Source organism: Streptomyces nitrosporeus (assembly GCF_008704555.1).
GTDB lineage: Bacteria > Actinomycetota > Actinomycetes > Streptomycetales > Streptomycetaceae > Streptomyces > Streptomyces nitrosporeus.
Map to the genome: position 1 here is coordinate 6,341,100 of NZ_CP023702.1, position 23,231 is coordinate 6,364,330.

Sequence of the window (23,231 nt, forward strand, 5' to 3'; positions counted from 1 at the left end):
GCGGCCCGGCCGCGCCGCCCCCTCCCGGCCGCCGTCAGCCCCGGGCGGCCAGCAGCCCCTCGACACCGGCACGGACCTCGTCCGTCGCCAGCCCGCGGACCGTCAGGGTCGTCCGGCGGCGCAGCACGTCCTCCGCCGTCTCCGCCCACTCCCGGTCGCGCGCGTACACGACCTGGGCCCAGATCTCCGGGGCGTCCGGGTGGATCCGCTTCGCCAGCGCCGGGTCCTCGTTCGCCAGGCGTGCGATGTCGAAGGCGAGCGAACCGTAGTGGGTGGCCAGGTGCCGGGCGGTGTCCGCCGCCATCCGGGGCCCGGGGGCCCCGCCGTCCACCAGCAGCCGGTGCGCCACCGCGTCCGGGTTGGCGATCCCGGGCAGCGGCAGCTTCCGGGGCAGCCGCGCCATCGGCTCCATGTCCTCGGCCAGGCCGTGGCCGGGCAGTGCGGCCAGCTTGCTCATCACCGTACGGCCGATGTGGCGGAAGGTCGTCCACTTGCCTCCGGCGACGGACAGCATCCCGCCCCGCCCCTCCGTGAGGACCGTCTCCCGCTTCGCCCTGGACGTGTCGCCCGGGCCGCCCGGCAGCACCCGCAGTCCGGCGAAGGAGTAGGTGATCAGATCGGGCGAGAGCTGCTGGTCACGGACCGAGAAGGCGGCCTCGTCCAGGATCTGCGCCGTGTCCTTCGCGGTCACCGAGACATCGGCCGGATCGCCCTCGTACTCCTCGTCCGTCGTGCCGAGCAGGAGCATGTCCTCCCACGGGAGGGCGAAGGTGATGCGGTAGCGGTCGATCGGGGTGGCCAGCGCCGCCTTCCAGGGGCGGGTGCGCCTCAGGACCAGGTGGGCGCCCTTGGACAGGCGTATCGAGGGCGCCGCGCCCGCGTCCTCCATACGGCGCAGGTGGTCCACCCACGGGCCGGTGGCGTTCAGCACCAGACGGGCGTTTACCCCGAACTCGGTGCCGTCCGTACGGTCCTCCAGATCGGCGCCGGTGACCCGCCCCCGGGTGAAGCGCAGCCCGGTGACCGCGGCGTGGTTGAGGACCACGGCGCCCGCGTCGGCGGCCGCGCGGACCGTCATCAGCGCCATCCTGGCGTCGTTCATCTGGTCGTCGCCGTAGACCGCGACGGCCTTCAGGTTGTCCGTACGCAGCTCCGGCACGTCGCGCCGGGCGCGTGCCGGGCTGATCACGTGCCCGACGCCGTCGCCGAAGGCGGACAGCGCCGAGTAGGCGAAGACGCCCGCGCCCAGCTTCGCGGCGCCGTGCGGGCCGCCCTTGTAGACGGGGAGGTAGAAGGTGAGCGGGTTCGCCAGGTGCGGGGCGACCTGGCGGGAGACCGCGCGCCGTTCGAAGTGGTTCTCCGCCACCAGCTTCACCGCGCCGGTCTGGAGGTAGCGCAGACCGCCGTGGAGCAGCTTGGAGGAGGCGGAGGAGGTGGCGCCGGCGAAGTCGCCGGCGTCCACCAGGGCCACCCGCAGTCCCGACTGCGCGGCGTGCCAGGCGGTGGAGATGCCCAGGATGCCGCCGCCGATCACCAGGAGGTCGTACGTCGCCCCGGAGAGCCGTTCCCGGGTCTCGGCCCGGCCCGGGAGGGAGCCGGAGGCCGGATGCGTCCCGAGGGAGGGGACGCTCTGCAGGGTGGTCATGTTCTCTACTCCTCTGCGGTGTTCTCGTCGAGCCAGCCCATCGACCGCCGGACGGCCTTGAGCCAGCTCCTGTACTCGCGGTCCCGGGTCGCCGCGTCCATCCGGGGCGTCCACTCGGCGGCCCGGCGCCAGTTGGCGCGCAGGGCGTCGGTGTCGGGCCAGAAGCCGACGGCGAGGCCGGCGGCGTAGGCGGCGCCGAGACAGGTGGTCTCGGCGACCATCGGGCGCACCACCGGCGCGTCCAGGAAGTCCGAGAGCGTCTGCATCAGCAGGTTGTTGGAGGTCATGCCGCCGTCGACCTTGAGGGCGGTCAGCTCGACCCCGGAGTCCTTCGTCATGGCGTCGCTGATCTCACGGGTCTGCCAGGCGGTGGCCTCCAGTACGGCCCGGGCGATGTGCGCCTTGGTCACGTAACGGGTCAGGCCCGCGATGACACCGCGCGCGTCGGGACGCCAGTAGGGCGCGAACAGGCCGGAGAAGGCCGGCACGAAGTAGGCGCCCCCGTTGTCCTCGACGGAGGAGGCGAGCGTCTCGATCTCCGCCGCGGAGTTGATCAGGCCCATCTGGTCGCGCATCCACTGCACCAGCGAACCGGTGACCGCGATGGACCCCTCCAGGGCGTACACCGGGGCCTGGTCGCCGATCCGGTAACCGACCGTCGTCAGCAGGCCGTTGTACGAGTTCACCGGGCGGTGGCCGGTGTTCATCAGCATGAAGGTGCCCGTGCCGTAGGTGGACTTGGCCTCACCCTGGGCGAAACACGTCTGCCCGAACAGCGCGGCCTGCTGGTCACCGAGCGCCGAGGCCACCGGGACGCCGTCCAGCACACCCCCCTTGGCACGGCCGTACACCTCGGCGGAGGAGCGGATCTCCGGCAGCACGGCGGCCGGTACGTCCATCGAGTGCAGGATCTTCTCGTCCCACTCCATGGTGTGCAGGTTCATCAGCATGGTGCGCGAGGCGTTGGTGACGTCCGTGACGTGCACCCCGCCCTCGGTTCCGCCGGTCAGGTTCCAGATGACCCAGGAATCCATGGTCCCGAAGAGGATGTCCCCCCGCTCGGCCCGCTCCCGCAGCCCCTCGACGTTGTCGAGCAGCCAGCGGGCCTTGGGCCCCGCGAAGTACGAGGCGAGCGGCAGGCCGGTCTCCCGCCGGAAACGGTCCTGGCCGACGTTGCGGCCGAGCTCCTTGCACAGGGCGTCGGTACGGGTGTCCTGCCAGACGAGGGCGTTGTGGACGGGCTCACCGGTGTGCCGGTCCCACAGCAGCGTGGTCTCGCGCTGGTTGGTGATGCCGATCGCCTCGACGTCGGCGGAGGTGATCCCCGCCTTGGAGACGGCCCCGGCGACGACCTCCTGGACGTTGCGCCAGATCTCCGTCGCGTCGTGCTCGACCCAGCCCGGCTTCGGGAAGATCTGTTCGTGTTCCTTCTGGTCGACGGCCACGATCCGGCCGTCCGTGTCGAACACGATGCAGCGGCTGGACGTGGTGCCCTGGTCGATGGCCGCGATGAACGGCCCGGTGGTGTGTGCGTCGGTCACGGTGTGCTCCCGGAGGTCTGTGTGGTGGTGGAGGGTCGCGTCCCGGTGCGGCTCAGGCGAAGGCCAGGTTGTACAGCCCGCCGGCCAGCGCCCCGCCGATGAGGGGTCCCACTACCGGTACCCAGGCGTAACCCCAGTCGGAACCGCCCTTGTTCGGCAGCGGCAGCAGCGCGTGCACGATGCGCGGCCCGAGGTCGCGCACCGGGTTGATCGCGTAACCCGTCGGCCCGCCCAGCGAGAGGCCGATGCCGACGACGACCAGGGAGGTGATCAGCGCGCCCAGCGGCCCCAGGCCGTTGCCGGCGTCGTTGAGGCCCTGGGTCAGGATCGCCAGGATCAGGACGACGGTGGCGACGACCTCCGTGACCACGTTCTGCACCGCGTTGCGGATCTCGGGGCCCGTGGAGAAGACGCCGAGGACCGGGCCGGCCTTCGGAGCCGTCGCCTGGTCGACCATGCCCTCCTCGGCGGGCTGCGCCCGGATGATCCCGGGATCTGTCAGGTGCGCGTGGAACTGCCCGTAGTACACGGCCCACACCAGCACCGCGCCGATCATCGCGCCGAGCAGCTGCGAGGCGAGGTACAGCGGTACGTCGCCCCAGGCGGTACCGCCCTGGACGGCCAGACCGAGCGTGACCGCCGGGTTGAGGTGGGCGCCGGAGACACCGGAGGAGATGTAGGCGCCGGTCAGCACCGCGAAACCCCACCCGAAGGTGACGGCGAGCCAGCCGGCGTTCTGCGCCTTCGAGCGCTTGAGTGTGACGGCGGCACAGACACCGGCGCCGAGCAGGATGAGTACGGCGGTACCGATGGTCTCGCCGATGAAGATGTCGGAGCTGGACACCCGAGACTCCTTTGTCCTTCGTCCAGGGGAACGCGATCCGCCGGATCCCTCCGGTGGATCGCGCCTCAGGCGGGTACCCATGGAAACGGGGCACCCGCCCGCGGGGGCTTGACCGGCCCTCGGCATTGCCACACCCTAACGCTTCATGCCGTCAGGTGTTCGACAATGTCGACCGGTGAACGGCAGTGTTTCTCCCCGGGGAGGACACGTCAAGGGTCCGCGGCACGGAAGCGGCGAGTGCCGTGACCGCCGCGGCGCGGCCGGAGCGCTGTGCACCAGGGGGCTCCGAGGCGTCGGCGCGACCGGCGCCGGCCGGAGCGCGGCGGGCGTCACACGGTACGGAGCGGCGGGAGCCGCCCGGTACGGCCCGGCGGGAGCCGTACGGTGCGCCCCGGCGGGAGCCGTACGGCAGGGAGCGGAGGGCCGGACCGGCTCAGAACCGGCCCGCGCCCAGGTCCCGGGAGACCGCGCGGGCGCAGTCGCGCACCGCGCCGATCAGCTCGGGGCGCAGCTCGCCCCCGGGGCACAGGCGCTCCACCGCGCCCGTCACGGCCACCGCGCCCACGGGCATCCTGCGCCGGTCGTGGACGGGGGCGGCCACGGCGGCCACCCCTTCCCAGGTCTCCTCCCGGTCGGCGGCCCAGCCCTGCGCCCGTACCAGGTCCAGCAGCGCCTCGAACCGCTCGCCGTCGGTCACGGTGCGCGAGGTGAAGGAGCCGCGCTCCGACTCCGTGGCCTCGCTGTGCGCGACCGGGTCGTAGGCGCAGAGCACCTTGCCCAGGGCCGTGGAGTGCAGCGGCTGCATCGCGCCTACCTCCAGGACCTGGCGGCTGTCGTCCGGCCTGAAGACGTGGTGGACGATCAGCACCCCGTGCTGGTGCAGCACCCCCAGGTGCACGCTCTCGCCGCTGGAGCGGGCCAGGTCGTCCGTCCACACCAGGGCGCGGGCCCGCAGCTCGTGGACGTCGAGATAGCTGTTGCCCAGCCGCAGCAGCTCGGCGCCGAGCTGGTAGCGGCCGGAAGCGGCGTCCTGCTCGACGAAGCCCTCGTGCTGGAGGGTGCGGAGGATCCCGTGCGCCGTGCCCTTGGCCAGGTCCAGCGAGGAGGCGATGTCGGACAGTCCGAGCCGGCGCTCGCCCCCCGCCAGCAGACGCAGCATCGCCGCTGCCCGCTCGAGCGACTGGATGTTCTTGGCCATCGCGCCGTACTCCTCCACCTCGGTTCGACAATGCTGAACACTATCGGTCGATGCCGACCTTTGTCCGTTCCTGCGATGCATCAGCGCCACCACCCCGGCCGGCCGTCCCCGCACAGCATGCAGTCCGTCTCCTGGGACGCGACGACCGGCCCGCGCGCCCTCCCGCTACCCTGGCCGCGTGCCCCTTCGGCAGAAGGGCGCAAAGCCGACAGCCGTCGCATCCCAGGGAGAACATCCATGGCCTCGTCGCCGACCCCTTCCGCTGACAGCCGGACACGCGCCACAGAGCTCCGTGAGGCCCTCGCCACCCGTGTGGTGGTGGCGGACGGTGCCATGGGCACCATGCTCCAGGCGCAGGACCCCACCCTCGAGGACTTCCAGAACCTGGAGGGGTGCAACGAGGTACTGAACGTCACCCGCCCCGACATCGTGCGGTCGGTGCACGAGGAGTACTTCGCGGTCGGCGTGGACTGCGTGGAGACCAACACCTTCGGCGCCAACGCGTCCGCGCTGGGGGAGTACGACATCCCCGGGCGGATCCACGAGCTCTCCGAGGCGGGCGCCCGGATCGCCCGCGAGGTGGCGGACGAGTTCACCGCGTCGACGGGGCAGCAGCGCTGGGTGCTCGGCTCGATGGGACCGGGGACCAAGCTGCCGACCCTGGGACACGCCCCCTACACCGTCCTGCGCGACGGCTTCCAGCAGAACGCGGAGGGGCTGATCGCCGGGGGCGCCGACGCGCTCATCGTCGAGACGACCCAGGACCTGCTCCAGACGAAGGCCGCCGTGCTGGGCGCGCGGCGTGCGATGGAGGCGACGGGCCGGGACCTGCTCCTGCTGTGCTCGCTGGCGTTCGAGACGACCGGCACGATGCTGCTGGGCTCGGAGATCGGCGCCGCGCTGACCGCGCTGGAACCGCTGGGCGTGGACATGATCGGGCTGAACTGCTCGACCGGCCCCGCGGAGATGAGCGAGCACCTGCGGTACCTGGCCCGGCACTCCCGGATCCCGCTGCTGTGCATGCCGAACGCGGGCCTGCCGGTCCTGACCAAGGACGGGGCGCACTTCCCGCTGGACGCCGAGGGCCTCGCCGACGCCCAGCAGAGCTTCGTGGCCGAGTACGGCCTCTCCCTGGTCGGCGGCTGCTGCGGTACGACGCCGGAACACCTGCGCCAGGTGGTGGAGCGGGTCCGCGGCACGGTCCCCACCGCCCGCGACCCGCGCCCGGAACCGGGCGCCGCGTCGCTCTACCAGAGCGTGCCGTTCCGGCAGGACACCTCGTACCTCGCGATCGGCGAGCGTACGAACGCGAACGGGTCGAAGAAGTTCCGCGAAGCGATGCTGGAAGGCCGCTGGGACGACTGCGTGGAGATGGCCCGGGACCAGATCCGCGAGGGCGCGCACATGCTCGACCTGTGTGTCGACTACGTGGGCCGCGACGGCGTCGCGGACATGGAGGAGCTGGCGGGCCGCTTCGCGACCGCCTCCACCCTGCCCGTCGTCCTGGACTCGACCGAGGTGCCGGTCCTGCGCGCCGGGCTGGAGAAGCTGGGCGGCCGCGCGGTCCTGAACTCCGTCAACTACGAGGACGGCGACGGCCCGGAGTCACGGTTCGCCAAGGTCAGCGCGCTCGCGGCGGAACACGGCGCGGCGCTGATCGCGCTGACCATCGACGAGCAGGGCCAGGCCCGCACCGCGGAGCACAAGGTCGCCATCGCCGAACGGCTCATCGAGGACCTCACCACCAACTGGGGCATCCACGAGTCGGACATCCTCATCGACTGCCTGACCTTCACGATCTGCACCGGCCAGGAGGAGTCCCGCAAGGACGGCATCGCGACGATCGAGGCGATCCGCGAGCTGAAGCGGCGCCGCCCGGACGTCCAGACCACGCTGGGCCTGTCGAACATCTCCTTCGGACTGAACCCCGCCGCCCGGGTGGTGCTGAACTCGGTCTTCCTGGACGAGTGCGTCAAGGCCGGCCTGGACTCGGCGATCGTCCACGCCTCGAAGATCCTGCCGATCGCACGGCTGGAGGAGGAGCAGGTCAAGACCGCACTCGACCTGATCCACGACCGGCGGTCCGAAGGCTACGACCCCCTCCAGCGGCTGATGGAGCTGTTCGAGGGCGTCAACATGAAGTCGATGAAGGCGGGCAAGGCCGAGGAACTGGCGGCCCTGCCGCTGGACGAGCGGCTGCAGCGGCGCATCATCGACGGCGAGAAGAACGGCCTGGAAGCGGACCTGGACGAGGCGCTGGGGTCCCGGCCGGCTCTGGACATCGTCAACGACACCCTCCTGGAGGGCATGAAGGTCGTCGGCGAGCTCTTCGGATCGGGGCAGATGCAGCTGCCGTTCGTGCTGCAGTCGGCCGAGGTGATGAAGAGCGCGGTGGCCTACCTGGAACCGCACATGGAGAAGACCGACGACGAGGGCAAGGGCACGATCGTGCTGGCCACGGTCCGCGGTGACGTCCACGACATCGGGAAGAACCTGGTGGACATCATCCTGACCAACAACGGCTTCAACGTCGTGAACCTGGGCATCAAGCAGCCGGTCTCGGCGATCCTGGACGCCGCCGAGGAGCACCGGGCCGACGTCATCGGGATGTCCGGACTCCTGGTGAAGTCGACCGTGATCATGAAGGAGAACCTCCAGGAGCTCAACCAGCGCAAGATGGCGGCGGACTACCCCGTCATCCTGGGCGGCGCGGCCCTCACCCGCGCCTACGTCGAGCAGGACCTCCACGAGCTCTACGAGGGCGAGGTCCGCTACGCCCGCGACGCGTTCGAAGGACTGCGTCTGATGGACGCCCTCGTCGCGGTCAAACGCGGGGTCCCGGGCGCCACCCTGCCCGAGCTGAAGCAGCGCCGGGTCCCCAGGCGGGAGGCCCCCGCGGCCGAGGAGCCGCAGCCGGAGGAGGGCGTGCGCTCGGACGTCTCGGTCACCAACCCCGTGCCCACCCCGCCGTTCTGGGGGACCCGGGTGGTCAAGGGCATCCAGCTCAAGGAGTACGCCTCCTGGCTGGACGAGGACGCCCTGTTCAAGGGCCAGTGGGGGCTCAAGCAGGCCCGGACCGGCGACGGCCCGGCCTACGAGGAACTGGTGGAGAGCGAGGGCCGTCCGCGTCTGCGCGGCTGGCTCGACAAGCTCCAGACCGAGAACCTGCTGGAAGCCGCCGTCGTCCACGGCTACTTCCCCTGCGTGTCCAAGGGCGACGACCTGATCCTCCTCCACGAGGACGGCTCCGAGCGCACCCGCTTCACCTTCCCGCGCCAGCGCCGCGGGCGCAGGCTCTGCCTCGCCGACTTCTTCCGCCCCGAGGAGTCGGGGGAGACGGACGTGGTCGGTCTCCAGGTCGTCACGGTCGGTTCGAGGATCGGCGAGGCCACCGCGGAACTGTTCGGCGCGAACTCCTACCGCGACTACCTCGAACTGCACGGCCTGTCCGTCCAGCTCGCCGAGGCGCTCGCCGAGTACTGGCACGCCCGGGTCCGCGCCGAACTCGGCTTCGCCGGGGAGGACCCGGACGTGGTCCAGGACATGTTCGCGCTGAAGTACCGCGGCGCGCGGTTCTCCCTCGGGTACGGCGCCTGCCCCGACCTGGAGGACCGGGCCAAGATCGCGACGCTGCTGGAGCCGGAGCGCATCGGTGTCCACCTCTCCGAGGAGTTCCAGCTCCACCCCGAGCAGTCCACCGACGCCATCGTCATCCACCACCCCGAAGCCAAGTACTTCAACGCACGGTAAGAAGATGTCCGCCCCCCGGTGAGGACGCGTTCCGCGCGCCGTGTCCGGGCCCGTCGTAGACTGGTCGGTCCAGTGCAGGCCGGCCGCCGCTCCCACCGGGGCGGCGGCCGGCCTTCTCGTCCCTTCATGGAGGTGTGCCGGATGACCAGTACGGTCCCCGCGTCCTTGCCCCGCACAGCCGATGGTCCGGCGCTCCAGGCGGTCCTGCTCGACATGGACGGCACCCTGGTCGACACGGAGGGATTCTGGTGGGACGTGGAGAGCGAGGTCTTCGCCGACCTCGGCCACCGGCTCGACCCGGCCTGGCGGGACGTGGTCGTCGGCGGGCCGATGACCCGCAGCGCCAGCTACCTCATCGAGGCCACCGGTGCCTCGATCCCGCTGGACGAGCTCACCGTGCTGCTCAACGACCGCTTCGAGAAGCGCATCGCCACCGGTGTCCCCCTGATGCCGGGTGCCGCCCGGCTGCTGGCCGAGCTGGCCGCCCACCGGGTGCCCGCCGCCCTGGTGTCCGCCTCCCACCGCAGGATCATCGACCGGGTGCTGGACTCCGTCGGCCGCCACCACTTCGCCCTGACCGTCGCCGGTGACGAGGTGACGCGGACCAAGCCCCACCCCGAGCCCTACCTCGCCGCCGCGGCCGGTCTGGGGGCGGAGCCCTGGGGGTGCGCGGTGATCGAGGACACCGCCACCGGGGTCGCGGCCGCCGAGGCGGCGGGCTGCCCCGTGATCGCCGTACCCTCCGTCGCCCCGATCGCCCCCGCCCCGGGGCGCACGGTCGTGGACTCCCTCGAACAGGTCGATCTCGCGTTCCTGAAGGCCCGGGTGACCGGGGTCCGCCGGCCCTCCGCCCGGCCCGGCCCGATCTGATCCGGTCCCGAGAAGAAGCGCGCACGCTCCGGAGGCATCGCGAAATGCCCCCGGAGCGTGCGCACTTGAGCACGGTGAGGAGCGCCCCGGCCCAGAAGGTCAGGTTCACGTCAACCCCTTCCCCGGACACCCGCTGTGAGCTTCGTCACTCTTCGTGACGGAGGCCCGGTCCTGCGACCGGCCCGCGCGGCCGGTTGCGGAGGCCATACGTCCGGTTTCATGAAGCGCTGTACGAAACATTCCCGAGGGCGTCGTAGACGCGCCGTCATGGCCGATGACCGAGCGGATCGGGCCCGCGGTTGTACTGGTCAACCGCCTCTGCGGGGCCTACTACTGTCGGTTTCCGCACATGCCGGAATGAGGGAGAACGTCGGAATGAACCGCAAGACGCTGGTGTTGCCGGCCGTCGTCGGCCTGCTCGCACCCGTACTCGCCGCCTGTGGCGGATCGGACGGCGGGAGCGATGCCATCGTTGTCGGAACCACGGACCAGTTCTCCGCCTCCGCGGACAACCCCGCGCCGCTCGACCCGGCGATCGGCTACGAAGCGGGCGTCTGGAACGTCCTCCGGCAGACGGTGCAGACCCTCACCCACATACCGCGCGGCGGCGGCGAGCCGGTGCCCGAGGCGGCCGAGAGCTGCGAGTTCACCGACCACGAGAACGAGAGCTACCGGTGCAAGCTGCGCGAGGGCCTGACCTTCGCCGACGGCACGCCCCTCACCCCCCAGGACGTGAAGTACTCCGTCCAGCGCGTCATCGACATCAAGGACGAGAGTGGACCGGTCGGTCTGCTCGACAACATCGACGCGATCGAGACCAAGGGCGAGCGGGAGATCGTCTTCCACCTGAGCACCCCGGACGCGACCTTCCCCTACAAGCTGGCGACCCCGGCGGCGGGGATCGTCCAGAAGGACAAGTACCCGGCGAAGTCCGCCCGTGAGGGCTTCCAGGTCGACGGCTCCGGCCCGTACACCATGGAGCCCGAGGTCGAGGACGACCAGGTCGTCAAGGTGGTCTTCACCAGGAACCCCAAGTACAAGGGCGACCTGAAGATCCTCAACGAGAAGGTCGAGCTGGACCTCTTCCCCGACGCCGAGGCGATGGGCAGGGCGCTGGACGACAAGAAGATCGACATGATGACGCGCACCATGTCGCCGGAGCAGTCGCAGAAGCTCCTCGTCGAGCCGAAGGAGGGCATCAAGCTCACCGAGATGCCCAGCCTCGCCATCAGCTACCTCGCCTTCAACACCGAGGCCCCCGCGGTGAAGGACAAGGCGGTGCGCCGGGCCATGGCCCAGGTCATCGACCGCGGCGCCATCGCCGGCGAGGTCTACGGCAGCACCGCCGAGCCCCTCTACTCCCTCATCCCGACCGGGATCACCGGCCACACCAACTCGTTCTTCAACACCTACGGCGAGCCGGACACCGAGGCCGCGGCCGAGACCCTGCGGAAGGCCGGGATCAGCACCCCGGTCTCCTTCACCATGCACTACACGACGGACCACTACGGGCCCGCCACCGGGACCGAGTTCAAGGCCCTGGCCAAGCAGCTGAACGACTCGGAGCTCTTCGACGTCACGGTCGAAGGCGTTCCGTGGTCCGAGTTCCGCCCCGCCCAGCGGAAGGGCGAGTACGCGGTCTACGGCATGGGCTGGTTCCCGGACTTCCCGGACCCGGACAACTACACCGCGCCGTTCCTCGGCAGGAACAACTTCCTCAACACGCCCTACAGCTCCGCCCTCACCCAGAACACCCTCATCCCGCAGTCCCGCAGCGCGGCCGACCGCAGCACGGCGTCCAGGACCTTCGAGCAGATCCAGGACATCGTCGCCGAGGACGTCCCGATCCTGCCGGTGTGGCAGGGCAAGCAGTACGTCGCCTCGCGCGACGGGCTGACCGGCGTGGAATGGGCCGTCAACTCCTCGGCGGACCTCCAGCTCTGGGAACTCGGCCACGGCACCTCCTGACACGGCGGTCCGGCCCCGGGGCGCACCGCCCCGGGGCCGGACCGTACCGGCGGGGCCTCACTGGGCGCCGGGACGCACCAGACCGCTCTCGTAGGCGTAGACCGCGGCCTGCACCCGGTCACGGAGGCCCAGCTTCGTCAGGACGTGGCCCACATGCGTCTTGACCGTCGTCTCGCTGACGAACAGGTCCGCGGCGATCTCCGCGTTGGACAGCCCCCGGGCCACCAGCTTCAGCACCTCCACCTCACGCTCGGTGAGGGTGTGCAGCGCGTCCGGTACGGACTCCTCGCCCGAGGGCAGATGGTCGGCGTACTTGTCGAGCAGCCTGCGCGTGACGCTCGGCGCCAGCATGGCCTCCCCGGCGGCCACCACACGGATGGCCTGCACCAGCTCATGGGCCGGCGCGTCCTTCAGCAGGAAGCCGCTGGCCCCGGCACGCAGCGCCTCCACCACGTACTCGTCGAGATCGAAGGTCGTCAGGACCAGGACCTTCGCCGGACCGTCCCGGCCGGGCCCGGTGATCTGGCGGGTCGCCTCCACACCGTCCATCCGCGGCATCCGGATGTCCATCAGGACGACGTCGGGCTGGAGCGCCCGCACCTGGTCGATGGCCTGCAGGCCGTCGCCGGCCTCGCCGACCACCGCGAGATCACCCTCCGCCTCCAGGATCATCCGGAAACCGGTACGCAGCAGTGGCTGGTCGTCGACCAGCAGGACGCGGATCGCCACACGAACTCCTCAGACCGACCGGCGACGGGGGCGGCACCATTCCTCCACCCGCCCCCGGTCGCCGGTCGGTCCTCAAGGCTGGCGGGGGCCACGGGCGGGCCGGCCTCGGCCCGGACCGGCTCCATTGTGCCCTGCGCATCCTCCCCCCGGTCAGGCCGGGCGGACGGGCAGCGGATAAACCGGGGGAGTCCCGCCGAACTCCGGGCAGACCGCCTGGTGGTCGCACCAGCCGCACAGCTTGGTCGGCCGGGGCCGCCACTCACCCGTCTCGGTCGCCTGCGTGATCGCCTCCCACAGCGCCAGCAGCTTGCGCTCCACCCGCTCCAGGTCAGCGGGGACCGGATCGTAGGTGAGCACGTCCCCGCTGCCCAGGTAGACGAGCTGGAGGCGGCGCGGCACGACCTTCTTCAAGCGCATGATCACCAGCGCGTAGAACTTCATCTGGAACAGCGCGCCCTCGGCGTACTCCGGCCGCGGCGCCTTGCCCGTCTTGTAGTCGACGATCCGGACCTCACCCGTCGGAGCCACGTCGACCCGGTCGATCACCCCCCGCAGCCGCAGCCCCGACTCCAGCTCCGTCTCGACGGACATCTCACGCTCGACGGGCTCCAGCCGCGTCGGGTCCTCCAGCGAGAACCAGCGCTCCACCAGCCGCTCCGCCTCACCCAGCCATGTCGCCAGCCGCTCACCCGCCTCGTCCCCGGCGAACAGCTCCGCCAGCTCCGGCCTCGCCTCCCGCAACCGGTCCCACTGCCCGGGAACCAGCGCCCTGGCCCGCGGCGCCGTACGCTCCGCCGCCGGGGCGTCGAACAGCCGCTCCAGCACCGCATGCACCAGCGTTCCCCGGGTAGCCGCCTCACTGGGCTTCTCCGGGAGCCTGTCGATGACCCGGAAGCGGTACAGCAGCGGGCACTGCATGAAATCGCTCGCGCGCGACGGGGACAAGGAGGAGGGTGGCCGAGGCGGGCGCGGTACGGAGGTCATGTCGCAGACCCTACGGCCCCCCACCGACACCGAGCGGCATACCATCGACCCCAGAGCTCGCACACAGCAGGGAAGTGGCGTACGCCACCGGCCGAAGGGACCACGTGGACAACAGCGGCGACAGCGGGCGCCCGCAGCCCGGCGCGGGGGGCACCGGCCCCGGCACCGGACCGGAGAAGGACGGACCGCGCCGCCCGGAGGAGCCCGGCGGCGGCCTGCTCATGGGCCGCCCCTTCGGCGTACCCGTGTACGTCGCGCCCAGCTGGTTCGTCGTCGCGGCCCTGATCACCTGGGTCTTCGGGGGCCAGCTCGACCGGGTCCTGCCCGAGCTCGGCGCCGCCCGCTACCTGGTCGCCCTGTTCTTCGCGATCGCCTTCTACGCCTCCGTACTCGTCCACGAACTCGCCCACACCATCGCGGCCCTGCGCTACAAGCTGCCCGTCCGCCGGATCCAGCTCCAGTTCTTCGGCGGCGTCTCCGAGATCGAGAAGGAGTCGGAGACCCCCGGCCGCGAGTTCGTCCTGGCCTTCGTCGGCCCGCTGCTCTCCCTCGTGCTCGGAGGCCTCTTCTACGTCCCGCTCCAGTTCGTCGAGGCGGGCACCGTCCCCGGCGTGCTGCTCGCCGGGCTGATGGTCTCCAACCTCATCGTCGCCGCCTTCAACCTGCTCCCCGGCCTCCCGCTCGACGGCGGACGCATGCTCCGCGCCGTCGTCTGGAAGATCACCGGCAAGCCCATGAGCGGCACCGTCGCCGCCGCCTGGGTCGGGCGCGGACTGGCCGTCACCGTCCTCGTCGGCCTCCCGCTGCTCACCCACACCGGCGCGCTCGGCAACCCCACCAGCGAGATCAGCGGGTTCGAGACCGTCACCGACGCCCTGCTCGCGGCGATCCTCGCCGCGATCATCTGGACCGGCGCGGGGAACAGCCTGCGGATGGCCCGGCTCCGCGAACACCTCCCCGGCCTGCGCGCCCGCACCCTCACCCGGCGCGCCGTGCCCGTGGAGTCGGCCACCCCGCTCTCCGAGGCCCTCCGCCGCGCCAACGAGGCCGGCGCCCGCGCCCTGGTCGTCGTCGACGGGCAGGGCAGCGCCAAGGGCGTCGTACGCGAGGCGGCCATCGTCGGCGTCCCCGAGCACCGCCGGCCCTGGGTCGCCGTCGGCTCCCTCTCCCAGGACATCACCGAAGGCATGCGGATCCCCGCCGAGCTCGCGGGCGAACCCCTGCTGGACCGGCTCAAGGCGACCCCGGCCACCGAATACCTGGTCGTCGAGGAGACCGGCGAGATCTACGGCGTCCTGTCCACCGTGGACGTCGAACGCGCCTTCGTCGCCGCCATGGCGCGCCCCGCCTCCTGACCCGCCCCGCCGCGGCGCCCCGGGAAGGGAGACCCCGGACTACCGGTAGGCTGAGCACATGTCCGAACCGACCGGAGCCGCCCGCCGTCGCGGCCCATTCAAGGTCGGGGACCAGGTCCAGCTCACCGACCCCAAGGGACGCCACTACACCTTCACGCTCGAAGCCGGGAAGAACTTCCACACCCACAAGGGTTCTTTCCAGCACGACGAGCTGATCGGTGCTCCCGAGGGCAGTGTTGTCCGTACCACGGGAAACGTCGCCTACCTCGCGCTGCGCCCCCTGCTCCCCGACTACGTCCTGTCCATGCCCCGCGGTGCCGCCGTGGTCTACCCGAAGGACGCGGGGCAGATCCTGGCCTTCGGCGACATCTTCCCCGGCGCACGCGTCGTGGAGGCCGGCGTCGGCTCCGGGGCGCTCAGCACCTTCCTGCTGCGTGCCATCGGCGAACAGGGCATGCTGCACTCCTACGAGCGCCGTGAGGACTTCGCCGACATCGCCCGGCAGAACGTCGAGCGCTACTTCGGCTCGCCGCACCCCGCCTGGGAGCTCACCGTCGGCGACCTCCAGGACAACCTCTCGGACACCGACGTCGACCGGGTCGTCCTGGACATGCTCGCCCCCTGGGAGTGCCTGGAGGCCGTCTCCAAGGCCCTGGTGCCCGGCGGCATCCTCTGCGCCTACGTCGCGACGACCACCCAGCTCTCGCGGACCGTCGAGTCCATCCGCGAGATCGGCTGCTTCGCCGAGCCGCAGCCCTGGGAGTCGATGATCCGCAACTGGCACGTCGAAGGCCTGGCCGTGCGTCCCGACCACCGGATGATCGGCCACACCGGCTTCCTGGTCACCGCCCGCCGCCTCGCGGACGGCGTCGAACCGCCGCTGCGCCGCCGCCGTCCCTCCAAGGGCGCCTACGGCGAGGACTACGACGGCCCCGGCCGCCGCAGCGGCTCCGCCGGCCGCGACTGACCCGCACAACACCAGGACGCCGCCGCCGATTTCCCGGAACGACCCGGGAACCGGCAGGCGGCGTCCGCGCGTTGGACGGCACTAGGCCCGCGCGCACCCCGGCGTTCCCCCGCGGTGTGAGGTGTGGCACGATGCTGGCCACCCACCCCGCCCGCACGGCGGCGCACCGCCGGCGGACGCCTCACCAGGCCTCCAGGAACCATCAGGAGACATACCGCGTGCAGACCTCCGCGCTCCCGGACCTCGCGCACACCGGTGCCAAGCCGGTGCACTGGCTCGCCACGGCCGCGGCGACGGCCGCCGTCGTCGCCCTCGCGGGGCTGCTCCAGCCCCACGCCGCCACGGCCACCGCCCCGGCCCCGGAGCACGGCACCGGCTCCGCGGCGGCCCCCGGGACCGCCCCCGCCACCGCGCCCGACCCGTCCGGTGCGGTCTTCCCGCTGGACTGCGGCCCCGTGGGACAGACCGTGGCCGCCTCGGTCCCCGGCGACCTCGACGGCGACGGCAGGCCGGAGACGGTCGCCTCGGTGCACTGCGACGCGGGCTCCGGTACCCCGCCCAGCGGGCTCTACGTCCTGACACAGACGGGCGGGGCCGCACCCCGGGTCGTGGCGACCCTGGTGGACCCCGCTGGAAAACTGACCGTCACCGGCCTCGCCGTCCACGACGGCACCGTCTCGGCGGACCTGCTCGGCTACTCGTCGGCCGGCGTACCGCGCTGCTGCCCCGACGAGCGGGAGAGCGTGACCTGGCGGTGGGAGGGCAACGCCTTCGTCAGGTCGGCCGGGCCCGCCGCCGACGGCTCCGAGGCCGCCTGAGGAAGAGGCCCGGCCCCTTCCGTCCCGGACGCCCCGGTCCGCCCGCCCGGAGCGTTCAGTCCGCGTCCGGGCCGTAGACCTCCACGCTGTCCGAAACGCGACGTACGTGGATGCAGTCGCCCGGGCACTCCTTGGCCGAGTCCACCACGTCCTGGAGCAGGGGCAGCGGCACCGGTGTGGTGGCACCGGCGTCCTGGAGCAGTTCGTCGTCGGCGCTCTTCACATACGCGAGCCCGTCGATGTCCAGCTCGAACACCTCGGGCGCGTACTGCACGCAGATGCCGTCGCCGGTACAGAGGTCCTGGTCGATCCAGACCTCCAGTTCCTCTGTGCCACTGCCGCCCGGAGCGTCCTGCTGCACGGTCATGTGTCCTGCCGTTCCCTGCGTATGCGTACCCGTGGAAGCCGGTCCTGACGGGTGCTGAACGCCTCGACGATACAACCGGCTGCTTTCCGGAGGCGAAGGGTGGGTATTCCCTTCGCGAGGGGGAGAGCGCAAGGGTGAAGATCGGACACACCCTGATCTCTTTGTGATCTAGGGGTTTCAATCACCACCCACGCAGGTAGGGTCAGGAAGCGTCCAGCTCCCCTTGGAGGAGGTGAGGACCGTGGCAGCCCACGACGACGACATCAACCGCGGCATCCGGCCCGGGCGGGGGTCCGATGACCCAGCCGGCCAGGTTGCCTTTCTCGAGCAGGAAATCGCCGTCCTGCGACGTAAGCTCGCCGACTCTCCGCGGCACACGAGGATTCTCGAAGAGCGGATCGTCGAGTTGCAGACGAACCTGGCGGGCGTGTCCGCGCAGAACGAGCGGCTCGCCGGAACACTGCGCGAGGCACGCGACCAGATCGTGGCCCTCAAGGAAGAGGTCGACCGGCTCGCGCAGCCGCCGGCCGGCTTCGGCGTCTTCCTGCAGGCCAACGAGGACGGCACCTGCGACATCTTCACCGGGGGCCGCAAGCTCCGGGTGAACGTCAGCCCCAGCGTCGAACTCGACGGCCTCCGGCGAGGCCAGGAAGTCATGCTCAACGAAGCGCTCAACGTGGTCGAGGCCATGGAGTTCGAGCGGGCCGGGGACATCGTCACCCTCAAGGAGATCCTCGAGGACGGCGAGCGCGCCCTGGTCATCGGGCACACCGACGAGGAACGGGTGGTGCGGCTCGCCGAGCCGCTGCTGGACATCACCATCCGCCCCGGCGACGCCCTCCTGCTCGAACCCCGTTCCGGCTACGTCTACGAAGTGGTCCCCAAGAGCGAGGTCGAGGAGCTCGTCCTCGAAGAGGTCCCGGACATCGACTACGACAAGATCGGCGGTCTGGGCGACCAGATCGAGCTGATCCGCGACGCGGTCGAGCTCCCGTACCTCCACCCCGACCTCTTCAAGGAGCACGAGCTGCGCCCGCCGAAGGGCATCCTGCTCTACGGCCCGCCCGGCTGCGGCAAGACGCTCATCGCCAAGGCGGTGGCCAACTCCCTGGCCAAGAAGGTCGCCGAGGTCACCGGCCAGCCCGCGGGGAAGAGCTACTTCCTCAACATCAAGGGCCCCGAACTGCTCAACAAGTACGTCGGTGAGACCGAGCGGCACATCCGCCTGGTCTTCCAGCGTGCCCGGGAGAAGGCGAGCGAAGGCACCCCCGTCATCGTCTTCTTCGACGAGATGGAATCCCTCTTCCGCACCCGCGGTTCCGGTGTCAGCTCGGACGTGGAGAACACCATCGTCCCGCAGCTGCTCGCCGAGATCGATGGTGTGGAGGGCCTGGAGAACGTCATCGTCATCGGCGCCTCCAACCGCGAGGACATGATCGACCCCGCGATCCTGCGGCCCGGCCGCCTCGACGTGAAGATCAAGATCGAGCGCCCGGACGCGGAGGCGGCGAAGGACATCTTCGCGAAGTACCTCACCCCCACCCTGCCGTTGCACGCGGACGACATCGACGAGCACACCGGTTCCAAGGAAGCCGCCGCCCAGGCCATGATCCAGTCGGTCGTGGAGCGGATGTACACGGAATCCGAGGAGAACCGCTTCCTCGAGGTCACCTACGCCAACGGCGACAAGGAAGTCCTGTACTTCAAGGACTTCAACTCCGGCGCGATGATTCAGAACATCGTGGACCGGGCGAAGAAAATGGCCATCAAGGCATTCCTTGAGCAGGGCCAGAAGGGCCTGCGCGTCTCCCACCTCCTCCAGGCGTGTGTGGACGAGTTCAAGGAGAACGAGGACCTGCCCAACACGACGAATCCGGACGACTGGGCCCGGATTTCCGGCAAGAAGGGCGAGCGGATCGTCTTCATCCGCACCCTCGTCACCGGAAAGCAGGGCGCGGACACCGGACGCTCCATCGACACGGTGGCGAATACCGGACAGTACCTGTAAAACGAGGACCGGCTGCGGATGCCCGCCCGGGCATCCGCAGCCGGCCGTTTTTCCGGGAATCCCGGCCACGGCCGAAGAATGACGTAATGGATCTCCCCACCGGCGCAGAGGCGTTCTAGGCTCTGCCCTACCGCCGGTCTTCCGCGTCGCGCGGGGAGGGCACCGCACGCGCAGGGACCAGCAGCGGTACTTGAGCGCCGCTCCCGGACGGGGGCGCGCCGGGCAAGGAGGGCCGCATGACCGTACGGCGAGTGATGGGCATCGAGACGGAGTACGGGATCTCCGTCCCCGGTCAACCCCATGCCAATGCGATGCTCACCTCGTCCCAGATCGTCAACGCCTACGCGGCGGCGATGCACCGGGCGCGCCGCGCCCGCTGGGACTTCGAGGAGGAGAATCCGCTGCGCGACGCGCGAGGCTTCGACCTCGCCCGCGACACGGCCGACTCCAGCCAGCTCACCGACGAGGACATCGGCCTGGCCAATGTCATCCTCACCAACGGTGCGAGGCTGTACGTCGACCACGCGCACCCCGAGTACAGCTCACCGGAGATCACCAGCCCGCTGGACGCGGTGCTCTGGGACAAGGCCGGCGAGCGCGTGATGGCCCTCGCGGCGGAGCGGGCGGCCGCGATCCCCGGTGCCCAGCCGATCCACCTCTACAAGAACAACACCGACAACAAGGGCGCGTCCTACGGCACCCACGAGAACTACCTGATGAAGCGGGAGACCCCCTTCTCGGACATCGTGCGCCATCTGACGCCGTTCTTCGTCTCCCGCCAGGTGGTCACCGGCGCGGGCCGCGTCGGCATCGGCCAGGACGGCCACGAGCACGGCTTCCAGCTCAGCCAGCGCGCCGACTACTTCGAGGTCGAGGTCGGGCTGGAGACCACGCTCAAGCGCCCCATCATCAACACCCGGGACGAGCCCCACTCCGACGCCGAGAAGTACCGCCGGCTGCATGTGATCATCGGCGACGCGAACCTCTCGGAGATCTCGACCTATCTCAAGCTGGGCACCACCGCACTGGTCCTCTCGATGATCGAGGACGGGTTCATCAACGTCGACCTGGCCGTCGACCAGCCGGTGCGCACCCTGCACCAGGTGTCGCACGACCCGGACCTGAAGCAGCTCGTCACCCTCCGCAACGGGCGGACCCTCACCGCCGTACAGCTGCAGATGCAGTACTTCGAGCTGGCGCGCAAGTACGTCGAGGAGCGGTACGGCGCGGACGCCGACGAGCAGACCAAGGACGTCCTGGCCCGCTGGGAGGACACCCTGAACCGGCTGGAGAACGACCCGATGAGCCTGGCGGGCGAGCTGGACTGGGTCGCCAAGCGGGAGCTCATGGAGGGGTACCGGCGCCGGGACGGCCTGGACTGGGACGCCCCGCGCCTGCACCTGGTGGACCTCCAGTACGCCGACGTGCGCGCCGACAAGGGCCTGTACAACCGCCTGGCGGCCCGCGGGAGGATGAAGCGGCTGCTCGACGAGGCCGACGTCGAGCGCGCCCGTACGAAGCCGCCGGAGGACACCCGGGCCTATTTCCGGGGCCGGTGCCTGGAGCAGTACGCGGACCACGTGGCGGCGGCCTCCTGGGACTCGGTGATCTTCGACCTGCCCGACCGCGACTCCCTGCAGCGCGTGCCGACCATGGAACCGTTGCGAGGTACACGTAGTCATGTGGAGGAGCTGCTGGACCGCTGCCGCACGGCGGACGAGCTGGTCCGGACGCTCACGGGGGGCTGAAAGGCGCTCCGGCTGGGAATCAATCAGACGACCCGAGGACGTTGAGGAAAGTACCGGGCCGATGTCGGACCCCGTAGGTAGGGTCTGATCAAGTGCTTCGAACCGAGCGGGGTGAGCTACATGGCGACCAAGGACACCGGCGGCGGACAGCAGAAGGCGACACGCTCCACGGAGGAGACCGAGGAGCAGGTGCAGGACGCACAGGCGTCCGAGGACCTCAAGGAGCGGCAGGAGAAGCTCAGCGAGGACGTCGACGACGTCCTCGACGAGATCGACGACGTACTCGAGTCCAACGCCGAGGACTTCGTGCGGTCGTTCGTGCAGAAGGGCGGCGAGTAGCCGCCGGGGCCACCGGCCCGCTCCACCCGGGCCGGATGCCCGGCCCGTTCTACCCGCCGGCCCGTCCGGGCCGGCGGCAGGTGCTTCCGCGGGCCGTCCGCGCCCGTACAGGGCGTCCCGCGGAAGCGCTTCCCTGCCGGGATCCGTGTTGACCAGCACCGTCGGGCGGGTAGGGTCCGTGGCACAGTGCTTCAGCGGCACGACAGTGCTTCGACCGCAAGTGGGCCATCGGCAGGTCGGGGGAGGATCCTGACTCCTTGCGCAGGGCCATCGCATACCTGGAGGGAAACGCGTGGAAGCCAACACTCGTAGCACCGGGCGTCTACCAGCTGCCTTCCTGACGCCCGGGTCGTCCTCGTTCATGGACTTCCTGGCCGGCCACTCACCCGAGATGCTGCCGGGCAACCGCAGCCTCCCGCCCGTGCAGGGCGCGTTCGAGGCGCCGCACGGCACGACGATCGTGGCGGCCACCTTCCCCGGCGGGGTGGTGCTCGCCGGGGACCGGCGCGCCACCATGGGGAACATGATCGCCCAGCGCGACATGCAGAAGGTCTTCCCCGCCGACGAGTACTCGGCGGTGGGCATCGCGGGCACGGCCGGCCTCGCGATCGAGATGGTCAAACTGTTCCAGCTGGAGCTGGAGCACTTCGAGAAGGTCGAGGGCGCCACGCTCTCCCTGGAGGGCAAGGCCAACCGCCTGTCCACGATGATCCGCGGCAACCTCTCGATGGCGATGCAGGGCCTGGCCGTCGTCCCCCTGTTCGCGGGTTTCGACGTGGACCGGGAGAAGGGCCGTATCTTCTCCTACGACGTCACCGGCGGGCGCTCCGAGGAGACCGGGTACGCGGCCACCGGATCCGGGTCCCTCTTCGCCCGGGGGTCGATGAAGAAGCTCTACCGCGACGACCTGACGGAGGACCAGGCCATCACCCTGGTCGTACAGGCGCTGTACGACGCCGCGGACGACGACTCGGCGACCGGCGGTCCCGACGTGGCCCGCCGGCTCTACCCGATCGTCACGGTCATCACCGACGACGGTTTCCGGAAGCTGACGGACGATCAGGCGTCCGCGGTCGCGCGTGCGGTCGTGGAGCACCGGCTCCAGCAGCCCGAAGGCCCGCGCGCCGCACTGCTCTGATCCGTCCCACGCCTCCTGGATCCTCTCGCCACTGACAGAAAGGGACGGATAGCCGGTGTCGACGCCGTTCTATGTCTCACCCCAGCAGGCCATGGCCGACCGGGCGGAGTACGCCCGGAAGGGCATCGCCCGTGGACGCAGCCTGGTCGTGCTGCAGTACGCCGACGGCATTGTGTTCGTCGGCGAGAACCCGTCCCGCGCGCTGCACAAGTTCAGCGAGATCTACGACCGGATCGGCTTCGCGGCCGCCGGCAAGTACAACGAGTACGAGAACCTCCGCATCGGCGGGGTCCGCTACGCGGACCTGCGCGGATACACCTACGACCGCGACGACGTGACGGCCCGCGGGCTGGCCAACGTCTACGCGCAGACGCTCGGCACCATCTTCTCCAGCGCGGCCGAGAAGCCGTACGAGGTGGAGCTGGTGGTCGCCGAGGTCGGCGCCGGGCCCGAGGGCGACCAGATCTACCGGCTGCCGCACGACGGCTCGATCGTGGACGAGCACGGCTCGGTCGCGGTCGGCGGCAACGCCGAGCAGATCAGCGGCTTCCTCGACCAGCGCCACCGCGACGGGATGTCGCTCGCCGAGGCGCTGAAGCTGGCCGTCCAGGCCCTGTCCCGTGAGGCCAACGGCAACGAGCGGGAGATCCCCGCCGAGCGGCTGGAGGTCGCGGTCCTGGACCGGACGCGGCCGCAGCAGCGCAAGTTCAAGCGGATCGTCGGAGCGCAGCTGGCCCGGCTCCTCGGCGCGGACGACGCGGCGACCGCGCCGACCGACGCGCCGTCCGACACCGAGGGCGGCGACGGGGACTCCGGCACCGGCACGGACAGCGCGTCCGGAGGCACCGGGGACGACGCGCCCGCGGACGGCACGTCCACGGACGACGCACCCGCGGGCGGCGCGTCCCCGGACGCCGGGGACGAGAAGCCCGGTGGTTCCGGGAGCACGCAGGAGTAGCCGC

General features: G+C 70.8%; 16 protein-coding genes and 3 pseudogenes. 12 read left to right on the forward strand and 7 right to left on the reverse strand.

Features of this window, described 5'->3' with window-relative positions; translation table 11 throughout:
• Positions 1–34 precede the first annotated feature (34 nt).
• The 4 genes from CP967_RS28035 to CP967_RS28050 all read right to left on the reverse strand — a co-directional run bounded on the left by CP967_RS28035 (position 35) and on the right by CP967_RS28050 (position 5,228).
• A complete protein-coding gene (locus CP967_RS28035) occupies positions 35–1,645 on the reverse strand; it encodes a glycerol-3-phosphate dehydrogenase/oxidase (RefSeq protein WP_150490639.1) in 1,611 nt (536 codons plus the stop codon).
• A gap of 5 nt (positions 1,646–1,650) precedes the next feature.
• Entirely contained in the window at positions 1,651–3,186 is a 1,536-nt protein-coding gene (gene glpK, locus CP967_RS28040) for a glycerol kinase GlpK (protein WP_150490640.1), read from the reverse strand.
• A 52-nt stretch (positions 3,187–3,238) separates the two neighbouring features.
• A complete protein-coding gene (locus tag CP967_RS28045; protein ID WP_150490641.1) occupies positions 3,239–4,030 on the reverse strand; it encodes an MIP/aquaporin family protein in 792 nt (263 codons plus the stop codon).
• 433 nt (positions 4,031–4,463) lie between these two features.
• The gene (locus tag CP967_RS28050) at positions 4,464–5,228 is read right to left on the reverse strand and encodes an IclR family transcriptional regulator (RefSeq protein WP_150490642.1); all 765 of its coding nucleotides are present in this window, start codon (positions 5,226–5,228) and stop codon (positions 4,464–4,466) included.
• 237 nt (positions 5,229–5,465) lie between these two features.
• Between CP967_RS28050 and metH the strand changes: the two genes are divergently transcribed.
• From metH to CP967_RS28065, 3 genes are all read left to right on the forward strand, one after another.
• Entirely contained in the window at positions 5,466–8,978 is a 3,513-nt protein-coding gene (gene metH / locus CP967_RS28055) for a methionine synthase (protein WP_150490643.1), read from the forward strand.
• 141 nt (positions 8,979–9,119) lie between these two features.
• Positions 9,120–9,848: an HAD family hydrolase gene (locus tag CP967_RS28060; protein WP_150490644.1), complete on the forward strand. Its 729-nt coding sequence runs from the start codon at positions 9,120–9,122 to the stop codon at positions 9,846–9,848.
• A 375-nt stretch (positions 9,849–10,223) separates the two neighbouring features.
• Positions 10,224–11,816 (forward strand): ABC transporter substrate-binding protein, encoded by a 1,593-nt coding sequence (locus tag CP967_RS28065; protein ID WP_150490645.1) that lies wholly within the window; start codon positions 10,224–10,226, stop codon positions 11,814–11,816.
• Between the two features lie 57 nt (positions 11,817–11,873).
• Here CP967_RS28065 and CP967_RS28070 read toward each other — a convergent pair whose 3' ends face one another.
• Both CP967_RS28070 and CP967_RS28075 read right to left on the reverse strand, forming a co-directional pair.
• Positions 11,874–12,545: a response regulator gene (locus CP967_RS28070; RefSeq protein ID WP_150490646.1), complete on the reverse strand. Its 672-nt coding sequence runs from the start codon at positions 12,543–12,545 to the stop codon at positions 11,874–11,876.
• Positions 12,485–13,574, reverse strand: a pseudogene (locus CP967_RS28075) (RecB family exonuclease). The gene CP967_RS28070 and the pseudogene CP967_RS28075 overlap by 61 nt, the downstream one beginning before the upstream one ends.
• 59 nt (positions 13,575–13,633) lie before the next feature.
• Here CP967_RS28075 and CP967_RS28080 point away from each other — a divergent pair.
• The 3 genes from CP967_RS28080 (at position 13,634) to CP967_RS28090 (ending at position 16,669) form a co-directional block, all read left to right on the forward strand.
• Entirely contained in the window at positions 13,634–14,884 is a 1,251-nt protein-coding gene (locus CP967_RS28080) for a site-2 protease family protein (protein WP_150490647.1), read from the forward strand.
• Between the two features lie 58 nt (positions 14,885–14,942).
• Positions 14,943–15,851: a tRNA (adenine-N1)-methyltransferase gene (locus tag CP967_RS28085; protein ID WP_150490648.1), complete on the forward strand. Its 909-nt coding sequence runs from the start codon at positions 14,943–14,945 to the stop codon at positions 15,849–15,851.
• Positions 15,852–16,069: 218 nt separating this feature from the next.
• Positions 16,070–16,669, forward strand: coding sequence for a hypothetical protein (locus CP967_RS28090; protein WP_150490649.1), 600 nt, complete (start codon positions 16,070–16,072; stop codon positions 16,667–16,669).
• Positions 16,670–16,724: 55 nt separating this feature from the next.
• Here CP967_RS28090 and CP967_RS28095 read toward each other — a convergent pair whose 3' ends face one another.
• Positions 16,725–17,036 carry a ferredoxin gene (locus CP967_RS28095; protein ID WP_150490650.1) on the reverse strand — a complete coding sequence of 104 codons (312 nt, stop codon included), beginning with the start codon at positions 17,034–17,036 and terminating at the stop codon, positions 16,725–16,727.
• A 241-nt stretch (positions 17,037–17,277) separates the two neighbouring features.
• Between CP967_RS28095 and arc the strand changes: the two genes are divergently transcribed.
• From arc to prcA, 6 genes and pseudogenes are all read left to right on the forward strand, one after another.
• Positions 17,278–19,044 (forward strand): proteasome ATPase, encoded by a 1,767-nt coding sequence (gene arc, locus CP967_RS28105; protein ID WP_150490651.1) that lies wholly within the window; start codon positions 17,278–17,280, stop codon positions 19,042–19,044.
• A gap of 236 nt (positions 19,045–19,280) precedes the next feature.
• Positions 19,281–20,792: a depupylase/deamidase Dop gene (gene dop, locus CP967_RS28110; protein ID WP_150490652.1), complete on the forward strand. Its 1,512-nt coding sequence runs from the start codon at positions 19,281–19,283 to the stop codon at positions 20,790–20,792.
• Between the two features lie 120 nt (positions 20,793–20,912).
• Positions 20,913–21,131 (forward strand): ubiquitin-like protein Pup, encoded by a 219-nt coding sequence (locus CP967_RS28115; protein WP_150490653.1) that lies wholly within the window; start codon positions 20,913–20,915, stop codon positions 21,129–21,131.
• A gap of 206 nt (positions 21,132–21,337) precedes the next feature.
• Positions 21,338–21,472, forward strand: a pseudogene (locus CP967_RS34880) (endonuclease VII domain-containing protein); the annotation flags it as partial.
• The gene (prcB, locus tag CP967_RS28125) at positions 21,424–22,269 is read left to right on the forward strand and encodes a proteasome subunit beta (RefSeq protein WP_150490654.1); all 846 of its coding nucleotides are present in this window, start codon (positions 21,424–21,426) and stop codon (positions 22,267–22,269) included. The pseudogene CP967_RS34880 and the gene prcB, both read left to right, overlap by 49 nt.
• 55 nt (positions 22,270–22,324) lie before the next feature.
• Positions 22,325–23,125, forward strand: a pseudogene (prcA, locus tag CP967_RS28130) (proteasome subunit alpha); the annotation flags it as partial.
• Positions 23,126–23,231 lie beyond the last annotated feature (106 nt).

Excerpts from the sequence above, each read along its gene's own strand:
- CP967_RS28035 (WP_150490639.1), bottom strand. The coding sequence starts at position 1,645 with ATGACCACCCTGCAGAGCGTCCCCTCCCTCGGGACGCATCCGGCCTCC.
- CP967_RS28050 (WP_150490642.1), bottom strand. The coding sequence starts at position 5,228 with ATGGCCAAGAACATCCAGTCGCTCGAGCGGGCAGCGGCGATGCTGCGT.
- metH (WP_150490643.1), top strand. The coding sequence starts at position 5,466 with ATGGCCTCGTCGCCGACCCCTTCCGCTGACAGCCGGACACGCGCCACA.
- CP967_RS28060 (WP_150490644.1), top strand. The coding sequence starts at position 9,120 with ATGACCAGTACGGTCCCCGCGTCCTTGCCCCGCACAGCCGATGGTCCG.
- CP967_RS28065 (WP_150490645.1), top strand. The coding sequence starts at position 10,224 with ATGAACCGCAAGACGCTGGTGTTGCCGGCCGTCGTCGGCCTGCTCGCA.
- CP967_RS28085 (WP_150490648.1), top strand. The coding sequence starts at position 14,943 with ATGTCCGAACCGACCGGAGCCGCCCGCCGTCGCGGCCCATTCAAGGTC.
- CP967_RS28095 (WP_150490650.1), bottom strand. The coding sequence starts at position 17,036 with ATGACCGTGCAGCAGGACGCTCCGGGCGGCAGTGGCACAGAGGAACTG.
- dop (WP_150490652.1), top strand. The coding sequence starts at position 19,281 with ATGACCGTACGGCGAGTGATGGGCATCGAGACGGAGTACGGGATCTCC.
- CP967_RS28115 (WP_150490653.1), top strand. The coding sequence starts at position 20,913 with ATGGCGACCAAGGACACCGGCGGCGGACAGCAGAAGGCGACACGCTCC.